The organism is Microbispora sp. CA-102843 (assembly GCF_050936215.1).
Taxonomy (GTDB): Bacteria; Actinomycetota; Actinomycetes; order Streptosporangiales; family Streptosporangiaceae; genus Microbispora.
In genome coordinates this window covers 9,736,756-9,749,756 of sequence record NZ_JBNJNF010000001.1, presented here as the reverse complement: position 1 = coordinate 9,749,756, position 13,001 = coordinate 9,736,756, and the positions used below count along the sequence as shown (strand labels likewise).

Genomic DNA, 13,001 nt, shown 5'->3' with positions numbered 1-13,001 from the left:
CGAGAGGAGGGGCCGAGCCATGGAAGGCGTCGATCTCAACGCTGTATGGGCTCGGGCGCTCAGGACCCTGCTCGACGAGGGCGTCTCGGGGCAGCAGCGCGCGTTCCTCCAGATGACGCAGCCCTCCGGCCTCATCAACGACACGATTCTCCTGGCGGCCCCCAACGACTTCGCCAAGGAGGTCATCGAGGTACGGCTGCGCCCGCTGATCGTGCACGCGTTGTCGCAGGAGCTCGGCCGGCCCGTCCGGATCGCCGTGATGGTGGATCCCGGCGCCGGCCTGCCCGCCGCTTCCGACCCCGCCGCGGCCCCGCCGGCCGACCATCGCCCACAGGCGCCGTCCACAGATTATCCACAGGCCCGCCCCCAGGCTCCGCGCTTCCCCTTAGGTGAGGACGGCCCGATCCGGCACGACGCCGAGCCGCATGGGCCGCACTATCCACAGGGCCAGCAGTATCCACAGCACATGTCCCCGCCGGACCGCCCGCAGCGGCCCGGCGGCTACTCCCCCGAACCGCCCGCGGCGCCCAAGCCCGAGCCGGTGCCGGGCCCGAGTCCCGTGCCCGGGCCTGTGCCCGGCGCCGGGCAGAACCGCTGGGACGCCCGCGGCGGCCGCACCTCAGGCGAGCCGGCCCGGCTGAACGCCAAGTACACGTTCGAGACGTTCGTCATCGGCGCCAGCAACCGCTTCGCGCACGCCGCCGCCGTCGCGGTCGCCGAGGCCCCCGCCAAGGCGTACAACCCGCTGTTCATCTATGGCGACTCCGGGCTGGGGAAGACCCATCTGCTGCACGCGATCGGCCACTACGCGCAGAGCCTGTACGACGGTGCCCGGGTGCGGTATGTGAGCTCCGAGGAGTTCACCAACGACTTCATCAACTCCATCCGCGACCACAAGGCCGACGGGTTCCGCTCCCGCTTCCGTGCTGTGGACATCCTCCTCGTGGACGACATCCAGTTCCTCGAGGGCAAGGAGCAGACGCAGGAGGAGTTCTTCCACACCTTCAACACCCTCCACAACGCCAGCAAGCAGATCGTCATCTCCAGCGACCGGGCGCCCAAGCAGCTCGTGACGCTGGAGGACCGGCTGCGCAACCGGTTCGAGTGGGGCCTGATCACCGACGTCCAGCCACCCGAGCTGGAGACGCGCATCGCGATCCTGCGCAAGAAGGCCATCCAGGAGGGCCTGGCCGCGCCGCCCGACGTGCTCGAGTACATCGCCAGCCGCATCGCGACCAACATCCGCGAGCTGGAGGGGGCGCTGATCCGGGTCACCGCGTTCGCCAGCCTCAACCGGCAGTCTGTGGACATCCAGCTCGCCGAGATCGTCCTCAAGGACCTCATCAGCGAGGACGCGAGTCCGGAGATCACCATCTCCCTCATCATGTCCACAACCGCCGAGTACTTCGGCGTAACGCTCGACGACCTGTGTGGAAGCTCACGCTCACGCGCCCTGGTCACCGCCCGGCAGATCGCCATGTACCTGGCCCGCGAGCTCACCGACCTGTCCCTGCCCAAGATCGGCCAGCAGTTCGGCGGGCGCGACCACACCACCGTGATGCACGCGGAGCGTAAGATCCGGTCGCTCATGGCCGAGCGGCGCTCGATGTACAACCAGGTCAACGAGCTGACGACGCGGATCAAGCAGCGCGCACGCAACGCTTAGTACACAGCTGTGGATAACTCTGTGGATCAAAAGCACTGCCCTCGGCGACGGCTCCGTCGCGTTACCCCCACCCTCTCCGGCCCGCCAACGCGCCGTCCCCACTTGGGGAAAACTTTGGGGAGAAGCTGGGGATGGGTTGGGGAATACCCGTGGACGAGCTGGGGACGCCCTGTGCGTACTCGTCACGCACAACTCAGCTGTCCCATTTACCCCGTGGACAACCGGTGGAAACATCGTGGATTACTCGTGGACAGAGGGCCCTTCGCCTGGGGAACGGGTGTGGGGACAGCGGGACCACCCACAGTCCACAGGGGGTCCGTCCACGTTTCCCCCACACCCGCAGTGGATGAATCAGCTCCACTGAGCTGCGAAAATGCTCGACATCCACATATCCACACTGCCTAATGAGACGACTTGTATCTCTCCCTAAGGAACTCAAGAACCATAGAAGGGGTTCTGGAGGCACACAGGTGCGGGAGAGTGAAGACTTGACGAAGCAGCGACACCCAGGAGGCTGATCCACGTGATGTTCCGGATCGATCGCGACGTGCTCGCCGAGGCCGTGGCGTGGACGGCACGGAGCCTTCCGGCCCGTCCCTCGGTGCCGGTGCTCGCCGGCATGCGGCTGGAGGTGACCGACGACCAGCGGCTGAAGCTCTCCGGCTTCGACTACGAGGTCTCCGCCGAGGTGACCCTCGACGTGCAGACCGGGGAGCCGGGCGTGGTGCTCGTCTCCGGCAAGCTCCTCGCCGAGATCACCCGCGCGCTCCCCGCACAGCCGGTCGAACTGGTTGTGGACGGAGCCAAGGCCGTCGTCACCTGCGGCAGCGCCCGGTTCACACTTCTCACCATGCCTGTGGAGGACTATCCCTCCCTGCCGGCCATGCCCCCCGCCGCCGGACGGGTCGGCAGCGACGTGTTCGCCTCCGCCGTCGGCCAGGTGGCCGTCGCCGCGGGCAAGGACGACACCCTCCCGATGCTGACCGGCGTACGGATGGAGATCGAGGGCGACACCGTGACCCTCGCCGCCACCGACCGCTACCGCCTCGCCGTACGCGAGCTGAAGTGGCAGCCCGAGCAGCCCGACTTCCAGGCCGTGGCGATGATCCCCGGCCGTACGCTGGCGGACACGGCCAAGGCGCTGGGCGGCAGCGGCGCGGAGGTCGAGATCGCGCTGAGCTCGGCCGGCGGCACCGGCGAGGGCATGATCGGGTTCTCCAGCTCCGGACGGCGGACGACGACCCGGCTGCTCGACCCCGAGTTCCCGAAGTATCGCTCGCTGCTGCCCACCGAGTTCTCCGCGCGCGCGGACCTGTCCACAGCCTCGTTCGTCGAGGCCGTCAAGCGCGTCGCGCTCGTCGCCGAGCGCAACACCCCCGTACGGCTGGCCTTCCGCGGCGGAGAGGTCGTCCTGGAGGCCGGCAGCGGCGACGAGGCGCAGGCCGTGGAGGCGCTGCCGGTCGAGTTCGACGGCGACGAGATCAACATCGCCTTCAACCACCAGTTCCTGCTGGAGGGCCTGGGGGCGATCGACTCCGACGTCGCGCGGCTCCAGTTCACCACGCCGACCAAGCCCGCCATCCTCACCGGGGGCAAGCCTGTGGACGACGGAGGGAGCGAGGACTACCGCTACCTCATCATGCCCATCCGCCTCTCCAGCTGACGCGGCCCGAACACCCCGGGCGTACGATCTCCTGCGGGCATGGACCCCCGTTGCATGGGTACGCGTGCCTCGGTGGACGACGCAGAGGTTGAGGGGTGTCTCAGATGCAGATCGGCATGATCGGGCTCGGCAAGATGGGCGGGAACATGGCCGAGCGGCTGCGGCGCGGCGGCCACGAGGTCGTCGGCTACGACCGCGATCCCTCCCTCAGCGACGTCGGCAGCCTGAAGGAGCTCGTCGAGAGGCTTCAGGCGCCGCGCGCGATCTGGGTCATGGTCCCCGCGGGGGCGGCGACGCGGAACACGGTCGAGCAGCTGCGCGACCTGCTGTCGGACGGTGACACCGTCATCGACGGCGGCAACTCGCACTATCTGGACGACCAGCGGCACGCGGCCGACCTCGCCGCCCACGGCATCGGCTTCGTCGACGTGGGCGTCAGCGGCGGCGTCTGGGGCCTGGAGTACGGCTACGCCCTGATGACCGGCGGCGACGATGAGCACGTCCACCGGCTCATGCCGATCTTCGAGACGCTCAAGCCCGAGGGCGAGGACGGCTTCGTCCACGCGGGCAGCGTGGGCGCCGGCCACTTCGCGAAGATGGTCCACAACGGCATCGAGTACGGCATGATGCAGGCCTTCGCCGAGGGCTGGGAGCTGCTGGAGGCCAGCGACGTCGTCACCAACGTCCCCGAGACGTTCAAGAGCTGGCGGCACGGCACGGTCATCCGGTCCTGGCTGCTCGACCTGCTGGTGCGGGTGCTGGAGGAGGATCCCGACCTCGCCGAGCTCAAGGGCTACGCGGAGGACTCCGGGGAGGGCCGGTGGACGGTCCAGGCCGCTGTGGACCACGCCGTGCCCCTGCCGGCCATCACGGCCGCGCTGTACGCCCGCTTCGCCTCGCGCCAGGCCGACTCCCCGTCGATGAAGATGATCGCGGCGCTGCGCAACCAGTTCGGCGGGCACGCGGTCGCCTCGACCGAGGGCCAGACCGGCAAGGGCGCCGACGCCCCCGGAGCCGACGTCACCCCGCCTGTGGAGGCCGAGCGCTGACGCGCGGTTAGCGGCGTCCACCTCGCCCTGGTGGTTCCACAGCGGGGCGAACTCCGCGCCGGCGCCCTTCATCTCGTTCACAGGCGCAGGGCGGCGGCGTCGATCATCCACAGGCTGTGGACGAATCGGCGCGCATGCCCGCGCTCGACGGGAGGGGCACTAGCCTTGCGGGCGTGCATGTGGCGAGCCTGTCCCTCACCGACTTCCGGTCGTACCCGGAGGTCGAACTCGCTCTGGAACCGGGGGCGACGGCGTTCGTCGGGCCGAACGGGCAGGGCAAGACCAACCTGGTCGAGGCGCTGGGCTACATCGCGACCCATTCGAGCCACCGCGTGGCCACCGACGCGCCGCTCGTACGGCACGGCGCGCAGCGGGCGATCGTGCGCGCGGCCGTGGTCAGGGACGACCGCCGCGCGCTGATCGAGGTGGAGATCAACCCGGGCCGGGCCAACCGCGCCAGGGTGAACCGCTCGCCCATCCCCCGGCCGCGCGACGCCCTCGGCCTGCTGCGGACCGTGCTGTTCGCCCCGGAGGACCTCGCACTGGTGAAGGGCGACCCGTCCGAGCGCCGCCGATTCATGGACGACCTGCTCGTCGCCCGCGTCCCCAGGTTCGCCGGCGTGCGCGCCGACTACGAGCGCGTGCTCAAGCAGCGCAACGCGCTCCTGCGTACGGCCGCGGCGACGCGGGCGGGACGGCGGCGCGGCGGCCGCAGGCAGGAGAACGACGCGGCCTTCGCCGCCGCCGGCGCGGGAGACGTCCTGAGCACGCTCGAGGTCTGGGACTCCCACCTGGTGGGCCACGGCGCGGAACTGCTCGCGGCGCGGCTGCGCCTGGTGGACGCGCTGCGTCCGCTCGTGGCGAAGGCGTACGCCACTCTCGCCCCGTCGTCGGGACTCGCCGATCTCGAATACCGGCCGTCCGGGTTATCCACAGATATCCCCACCCTGGGGACAAACCGGGAACTGCTGGCCGAGCACCTGCGGGCGGGCCTCGCGGAGGCGCGCCAGGCGGAGCTCGAACGCGGGGTGACCCTCGTCGGCCCGCACCGCGACGATCTGCTGCTGCGGCTGGGCGAGCTGCCGGCCCGGGGTTACGCGAGCCACGGCGAGTCGTGGTCGTTCGCGCTCGCGTTGCGGCTGGCCGCCTACGACCTGCTGAGAGCCGACGGCGGCGACCCCGTGCTGATCCTGGACGACGTCTTCGCCGAGCTGGACGGTCAGCGGCGCAGGCGGCTCACCGAGATCGTCGCCCCGGCCGAGCAGGTGCTCATCACGGCGGCGGTGCCGGACGACGTGCCGCCCGAGCTGGCCGGCGCCCGGTTCGACGTGATGGAAGGGAGCGTGACCCGTGTCCGATGAGATATCCACAGGCGGTGGACAGTCGCCGCAGGGCGCGGTCGCGCGGGGTGCCGCGATGGCGCGGGAGAAGCTGGCCCAGGCGAAGTCCGACGCGCTGAGACGCGGGCAGCTCCCGCGCACCGAGCCGCGCCGCCGCTCCGGCTCCGGCGCCCCGCGGCGGGACTCCGGCGACCCGCTGCCGTTCGGCCGGGCGATCCGCGACCTGCTCGCCGCCCGGGGATGGGAGCAGCCGGTCGCGGTGGGCGGGGTGTTCGGCCGCTGGGCGGAGATCGTCGGCTCCGAGCTGGCCGCCCACACCACGCCGGAGAGCTTCGAGGACGGCGAGGTGATGGTCGCCGCCGACTCGACCGCCTGGGCGACCCAGGTGCGGCTGCTCGCGTCCACCCTGGTCAGGCGGCTGAACGAGGAGCTCGGCGACGGCACCGTGACCCAGGTGAAGGTGCACGGCCCCGGCGCGGGTCACCGCCCTCAGGGCGGCCTGCGCGTACGCGGGAGCCGCGGGCCCGGCGACACGTACGGCTGAGCGCGAGGCGGCGAGCGCCTCCCGAGGCCCGCGGCGATCTCCGAATCGACCCTTGGGGAGCCCGAACCGGCCCAAAATCGCGTCTGAGGCTCCCACCCCCGTTCCGCGTGGGGGATGGTCGGAAACATGATCATCAAGCGACAGGGCATCACAGCCCCCGTGAATGCCACTTGATGTCCGTCGGACCGGTAGAATGTAAACGGACTCAAGGACACGTCCGGTTTGCGTCACCCCGGTCCCATGGGCCGACTTCCCCTGGGTGGGCGCATCGGGGCACTCACGACGGTGACGGGCACGGCAGGGGCAGCCAATCCACGGTGTCGCCCGCCGCGTGTCCGCGGCAGGAGGATTTCGCACTTGTCCTACGACGCTAGCTCTATCACCGTTCTCGAAGGGCTGGAAGCGGTCCGTAAGCGCCCCGGCATGTACATCGGTTCCACCGGTGAGCGCGGGCTGCACCACCTGGTCCAGGAGATCGTGGACAACGCGGTCGACGAGGCGCTGGCCGGCTACAACGATCTGATCGAGGTCACCCTGCTCGCCGACGGCGGCGTGCGCGTGATGGACCACGGACGTGGCATTCCCGTGGGCATCGTCGCCGCCGAGGGCAGGCCGGCGGTCGAGGTCGTCTTCACCGTGCTGCACGCCGGCGGCAAGTTCGACAGCAAGTCGTACGCCGTCTCGGGCGGTCTGCACGGCGTCGGCGCCTCGGTCGTCAACGCGCTGTCGACGCGCCTGGAGGTCGAGGTCCGCACCGACGGCCACGTGTGGCGGCAGAAGTACGTGACGGCCAAGCCGACGGCCCCGCTGCAGAAGGGCGAGCCGACCGACGAGCATGGCACGACGATCAGCTTCTGGCCCGACACGGAGATCTTCGAGACCGTCACCTGGAACTTCGAGACGCTGGCGCGCCGCTTCCAGGAGATGGCCTTCCTCAACAAGGGCCTCACGATCAGGCTCACCGACGAGCGGCCCGACCACATCATCGAGGGCGAATCCAAGGTCGTCACGTACCACTACGAGGGCGGCCTGTCTGACTTCGTCACCCATCTGAACTCGAAGAAGGACCCGATCCACAACTCGGTCATCGACTTCGAGGAGCACGGTGACGGCATCTCGGTCGAGATCGCCATGCAGTGGAACGCCTCCTACAGCGAGTCGGTCTACACCTTCGCCAACACGATCAACACCGCCGAAGGCGGCACCCACGAGGAGGGCTTTCGCGCGGCGCTGACGACCATCGTCAACCGGTACGCGCGCGAGCAGAAGTTCCTCAAGGAGGGCAAGGACGACAACCTCAGCGGCGACGACGTCCGCGAGGGTCTTGCCGCGATCATCTCGGTCAAGCTGGCCGACCCGCAGTTCGAGGGCCAGACCAAGACCAAGCTGGGCAACACCGAGGCGAAGTCGTTCGTCCAGAAGGCCTGCAACGACCACCTGCGCGACTGGTTCGAGCGCAACCCGGGCGAGGCCAAGGAGATCATCAACAAGTCGCTCCAGGCGTCCCGGGCCCGCATCGCGGCCCGCCAGGCGCGCGACCTCACCCGCCGCAAGTCGCTGCTGGAGAGCGGCAGCGGGCTCCCCGGCAAGCTGGCCGACTGCCAGTGGTCGGAGCCGGAGAAGTGTGAGCTGTTCATCGTCGAGGGCGACTCGGCCGGCGGCTCGGCCAAGGGCGGGCGCGACCCCAAGTTCCAGGCGATCCTCCCGCTGCGCGGCAAGATCCTGAACGTCGAGAAGGCCCGGATCGACAAGGTCCTCAAGAACAACGAGGTCCAGGCGCTGATCACGGCTCTCGGCACCGGCGTGCACGACGAGTTCGACATCTCGAAGCTGCGTTACCACAAGCTGATCCTGATGGCGGACGCCGACGTCGACGGCCAGCACATCACCACGCTGCTGCTGACACTGCTGTTCCGCTTCATGCGGCCGCTGATCGAGGCGGGCCACGTCTACCTGTCCCAGCCGCCGCTCTACAAGATCAAGTGGGATCGCAAGGGCGAGGACGCGTCGTACGCGTACTCCGACCGGGAGCGGGACGCGATCATCGAGGAGGGCGTCGGCCGCGGCCGGCGCGACCCGCGGCTCCACGACGGCGTGCAGCGGTTCAAGGGTCTGGGCGAGATGAACGCCTCCCAGCTGTGGGAGACCACCATGAACCCCGACACGCGGGTGCTGCGCCAGGTCACCCTCGACGATGCCGCCCAGGCCGACAACCTGTTCAGCGTGCTGATGGGCGAGGACGTCGAGGCGCGCAGGAACTTCATCATCACCAATGCCCGAGACGTACGCTTCCTTGACGTCTGAGCAGCGCGGCTAACCAGAAGGACTTTTCGTGACGGAAGTGAACACGCCGCCTGGGCCCCCCGCCGATCGGATCGAGCCGGTCGACATCCAGGCCGAGATGCAGCGCAGCTATATGGACTACGCGATGTCCGTCATCGTGTCCCGCGCGCTGCCGGACGTCCGCGACGGCCTCAAGCCCGTGCACCGCCGCGTGCTGTACGCGATGTTCGACGGCGGCTACCGGCCCGACCGCGGTTACTTCAAGTGCTCCCGGGTCGTCGGCGACGTCATGGGCTCCTACCACCCCCATGGCGACACGTCGATCTACGACACCGTCGTACGGCTCGCGCAGCCGTGGTCGCTGCGCTATCCGCTCGTCGACGGGCAGGGCAACTTCGGCTCGCCGGGCAACGACCCGGCCGCGGCCATGCGGTACACCGAGTGCCGCCTCGCGCCGATCGCCATGGAGATGCTCCGGGACATCGACAAGGAGACCGTCGACTTCCAGCCCAACTACGACGGGCGGTCGCAGGAGCCGATCGTCCTTCCGTCGCGGTTCCCGAACCTGCTGGTCAACGGGTCGGCCGGGATCGCGGTCGGCATGGCGACCAACATCCCGCCGCACAACCTCCGGGAGGTCGGCGGGGCCGTCATCTGGGCGCTCGACAATCCCGAGGCGTCCGACGAGGAACTGCTCGACGGGCTGCTCACCCGGGTCAAGGGCCCCGACTTCCCGACCGGCGCGCTGATCGTCGGCCGCCGCGGCATCGAGGACGCCTACCGCACCGGCCGCGGCTCGATCATCATGCGGGCCGTCGTCGAGGTCGAGGAGGACCCCAAGGGACGGCAGTGCCTGGTCGTCACGGCCCTGCCGTACCAGGTGAACCCGGACAACCTGGCGCTCACGATCGCCGAGCTGGTCCGCGACGGGAAGATCACCGGTATCGCGGACGTCCGCGACGAGACCTCCTCGCGCACCGGCCAGCGGCTCGTGATCGTGCTCAAGCGCGACGCGGTCGCCAAGGTCGTGCTGAACAACCTCTACAAGCACACCCAGCTGCAGACCACGTTCGGCGCGAACATGATCGCGCTGGTCGACGGGGTGCCGCGGACGCTGCGGCTCGACCAGTTCGTCCGGCACTACATCACGCACCAGATCGAGGTCGTCGTCCGGCGGACCCGGTTCCTGCTGCGCAAGGCCGAGGAGCGGGCGCACATCCTGCGCGGCCTGCTCAAGGCCCTCGACCGGCTGGACGACGTCATCGCCCTGATCAGGCGGTCGCCGTCGGCGGCCGAGGCGCAGGGCGGCCTGATGACGCTGCTGGACATCGACCAGGTCCAGGCGCAGGCCATCCTGGACATGCAGCTGCGCAAGCTGGCCGCGCTGGAGCGGCAGCAGATCCAGGACGAGTACGACGGCCTGATGACGCAGATCGCCGACTACCAGGACATCCTGGCCTCCGAGGTCCGGCAGCGCCGGCTCGTGTCGGACGAGCTCGGGGAGATCGTCGCCAAGTACGGCGACGAGCGGAAGACCGAGATCATCGCGTACGAGGGCGACATGTCCATCGAGGACCTGATCGCCGAGGAGGACGTGGTCGTCACGATCACGCGCGGCGGGTACGCCAAGCGGACGAGCACCGACCTCTACCGGGCGCAGCGGCGCGGCGGCAAGGGCGTCAGGGGCGCCCAGCTTCGCCAGGACGACATCGTCGAGCACTTCTTCGTGACCACGACGCACCACTGGCTGCTGGCCTTCACGAACAAGGGCCGGGTCTACCGGGTCAAGGCGTACGAGCTGCCGGACTCGGGCCGGGACGCCCGTGGCCAGCACCTGGCCAACCTGCTCGCCATGCAGCCCGACGAGCACGTGATGGAGATCCTCGACCTGCGGGACTACAACGTGGCGCCCTACCTGGTGCTGGCGACCCGCAGCGGCCTGGTGAAGAAGACGCGTCTTTCCGAATACGATTCGCCGCGATCCGGTGGCCTGATCGCGATCAATCTGCGCGAAGATGACGAGGTGATCGCCGCCCGTCTCGTCTCCGAGGGTGATGACCTGCTGCTCGTGTCCAAGAACGCGCAGTCGATCAGGTTCACCGCCTCCGACGAGGCGCTGCGCCCGATGGGCCGAGCCACCAGCGGTGTGATCGGCATGCGATTCATCGACGGTGACGAACTTCTCGCGATGAACGTCATGAGCGACGGCGACGACGTGTTGATCGCGACCGAGGGTGGGTATGCGAAGCGGACACCCGCCGACCAGTACCCGGTCCAGGGCCGGGGCGGCAAGGGCGTCCTGACGGCGAAGATCGTCAGCGCTCGTGGCAAGCTGGTCGGAGCCGTCATGGTGCGTCCCGAGGACGAGGTCTTCGCGATCACCTCTGCCGGCGGGGTGATCCGTACCAGCGCCGGCGAGATCAAGCAGTCGGGCCGCCAGACCATGGGCGTCCGCCTGATGAACCTGGCCGAGGGTGACAGCGTTGTGGCCCTCGCTCGCAACGCCGAGTCGTTGGAGACTGAGGAGAACGGGGCAGGAGGCGAGGCATGAGCGAGCGTAGCGAGCGACTCGATGAACACGGTGCGATTCGCGAGTGCGCACCCGAGCCGTCCGGCGAGGGTGTGGCATGAGCGACACCGGCGGGCCGCGGACACCCGGCAGCAAGCAGAGACCCACGGGCGCCCGCCCGGCGTCGTCCCCGAACGGCGTTACCGCGCGGGCGCACGATGGCGGTAGCGTCGCCAAGGTGGCTTCCGAAGGAGATGACGTGACCGCCGCCGACAAGGCGAAGGCCGACGACACCATGCGCATCCGGACCTCGGCCGCCGACCAGCCCTGGAAGCGGCAGACGGCCGCGGACGGCGCGCCCGACAACGGCAGGTCCGAAGGCGGCGGGGCGACCGCGCAGTATCCCCGGCCCGCCGGCCTCGGCGCGTCCACACCCCCTGTGGACAACGGCCGTCCGCCTGTGGACAACGGTCGGCCCTCGGCGGACGGCGGTTCCGTACGCGGCCTGAGCTTCGGCCCGGGCGCGGAGCGCGGCGAGTCCTCCAAGGACAAGAGCAAGGACAAGAAGTCCGGACTGCGTCCGCCGCGCAAGGCCCACCTGGTCCTGCGCAGGATCGAGCCGTGGTCGGCGATGAAGTTCAGCTTCGTCGTGTCGCTGGTGTGCTTCGTCGTGCTGTTCGTGGCCGTCGCCGTGCTGTACGGCGTGCTGTCGGCACTCGGCGTCTTCTCCTCGATCACCGACACCGTCACGCAGCTCACCACGAGCGGCGGCGCCGGCGGCAAGGGGGCCGGCACCATCGACATCGGCAGCTGGTTCGAGCCGGTCCGCATCCTCGGGTACGCGGCCTTGCTGGGCGCGCTGAACGTCGTGCTCATCACCGCGCTGTCCACCCTCGGCGCCGTGATCTACAACATCTCCGCGGATCTCGTGGGCGGTGTCGAGGTCACCTTCAGCGAAGCCGAGTGACCCCCTTACGGCAGCCACGGTACGGCAGGCCGCCCACACGAGCGGCCCGCCGTACGGATGCGCCTCGATGGCACGACCACGGGCCCGGACACGGTAAGCTTTTCCTCGTTCGGAACGACGGATTCGCCACCGGAAACGGGATACGGTAACGTTCGTTGCGCGGCGCGGGGCTATAGCTCAGTCGGTTAGAGCGCTTCCCTGATAAGGAAGAGGTCCCAGGTTCAAGTCCTGGTAGCCCCACCTCGATAAACGCCCCGAAGCGATCAAGCTCCGGGGCGCTTTGCTGCAACGAGTACTGCAACAGACTCACTCGAACAGTCCTGTCACCCTCTTGAGGGCATTCTCCCGGCTCTCGCCGTCCCCGTGCGTGTAGATCTCCATCGTCACCGAGATCCGGCTGTGCCCGAGGATCTCCATCGCGTCACGCGGTGCGACGCCGAGCTTCTTGAGCAAGGACGCGGCGGTGTGCCTCAGGTCGTGCACGCGGATCGGCCGGAGCTTGTGCGTCTCCACGATCCGGGCGAAGGACCGGGCGAGGTTGCGCGGCTCGATCGGCTTTCCCGATCTAGTCGTGAAGACGAGCCCGGTGTCCGTCCAGTCCTTTCCCGCCTCGTCGCGGAGGATTTTCTGGCCGTCCCGCTGGATCTCCAACGCCTCTCGCGCGACGCCGAGGAGAGGCAGCGACCGGTTGCCGGCCCTCGTCTTCACCGGCCCGTGGTGCAGTTCCTTGCCGACCCGGACGAGCTGACGCCGGATGTGGACGTGGCCCTCGTCAAAGTCGACGTCCACCCAGCGGAGCCCCAGAGCCTCGCCACGGCGCAGGCCGTACACGAGGAGAAGCACGAAGGCCGGATACAGCGGGTCATAGCGCGCGGCCCGCAGGAAGGCCCTCGCCTCATCGGCCGTCAAGGCGGCGGCGCTGCGCGCCGCCGCATCGCGGCCCCTCACCCGCCCGCCGTCCGGGCATGCGGCCTGGGGGT

The 13,001-nt window shown here is 69.3% G+C and carries 9 protein-coding genes and 1 tRNA gene; 9 read left to right on the top strand and 1 reads right to left on the bottom strand.

Annotation, left to right across the window (positions count from 1 at the left end; all coding sequences use genetic code 11):
- Positions 1 to 19: 19 nt before the first annotated feature.
- From dnaA to ACQEVJ_RS45495, 9 genes are all read left to right on the top strand, one after another.
- Positions 20 to 1,666: a chromosomal replication initiator protein DnaA gene (gene dnaA, locus ACQEVJ_RS45535; protein ID WP_433112234.1), complete on the top strand. Its 1,647-nt coding sequence runs from the start codon at positions 20 to 22 to the stop codon at positions 1,664 to 1,666.
- Between the two features lie 523 nt (positions 1,667 to 2,189).
- Complete coding sequence (gene dnaN, locus ACQEVJ_RS45530) at positions 2,190 to 3,329, top strand: DNA polymerase III subunit beta (protein WP_433112231.1); 1,140 nt, start codon at positions 2,190 to 2,192, stop codon at positions 3,327 to 3,329.
- A gap of 104 nt (positions 3,330 to 3,433) precedes the next feature.
- Positions 3,434 to 4,378, top strand: coding sequence for a phosphogluconate dehydrogenase (NAD(+)-dependent, decarboxylating) (gene gnd, locus ACQEVJ_RS45525; RefSeq protein WP_433113312.1), 945 nt, complete (start codon positions 3,434 to 3,436; stop codon positions 4,376 to 4,378).
- Between the two features lie 173 nt (positions 4,379 to 4,551).
- Positions 4,552 to 5,739: a DNA replication/repair protein RecF gene (gene recF, locus ACQEVJ_RS45520; protein WP_433112228.1), complete on the top strand. Its 1,188-nt coding sequence runs from the start codon at positions 4,552 to 4,554 to the stop codon at positions 5,737 to 5,739.
- On the top strand, positions 5,729 to 6,262 hold the full coding sequence (locus ACQEVJ_RS45515) for a DUF721 domain-containing protein (protein WP_433112225.1): 534 nt from the start codon (positions 5,729 to 5,731) through the stop codon (positions 6,260 to 6,262). Before recF ends, ACQEVJ_RS45515 begins: the two co-directional genes overlap by 11 nt.
- Before the next feature lie 396 nt (positions 6,263 to 6,658).
- Complete coding sequence (gyrB, locus tag ACQEVJ_RS45510) at positions 6,659 to 8,566, top strand: DNA topoisomerase (ATP-hydrolyzing) subunit B (RefSeq protein WP_433113309.1); 1,908 nt, start codon at positions 6,659 to 6,661, stop codon at positions 8,564 to 8,566.
- Positions 8,567 to 8,594: 28 nt separating this feature from the next.
- The gene (gene gyrA, locus ACQEVJ_RS45505) at positions 8,595 to 11,096 is read left to right on the top strand and encodes a DNA gyrase subunit A (RefSeq protein ID WP_433112222.1); all 2,502 of its coding nucleotides are present in this window, start codon (positions 8,595 to 8,597) and stop codon (positions 11,094 to 11,096) included.
- Between the two features lie 217 nt (positions 11,097 to 11,313).
- On the top strand, positions 11,314 to 12,021 hold the full coding sequence (locus ACQEVJ_RS45500) for a DUF3566 domain-containing protein (RefSeq protein ID WP_433112219.1): 708 nt from the start codon (positions 11,314 to 11,316) through the stop codon (positions 12,019 to 12,021).
- A gap of 166 nt (positions 12,022 to 12,187) precedes the next feature.
- Positions 12,188 to 12,261: transfer RNA gene (locus tag ACQEVJ_RS45495), tRNA-Ile, on the top strand.
- Positions 12,262 to 12,327: 66 nt separating this feature from the next.
- Here ACQEVJ_RS45495 and ACQEVJ_RS45490 read toward each other — a convergent pair.
- Entirely contained in the window at positions 12,328 to 12,969 is a 642-nt protein-coding gene (locus ACQEVJ_RS45490) for a site-specific integrase (RefSeq protein ID WP_433112216.1), read from the bottom strand.
- Between the last annotated feature and the right edge of the window lie 32 nt (positions 12,970 to 13,001).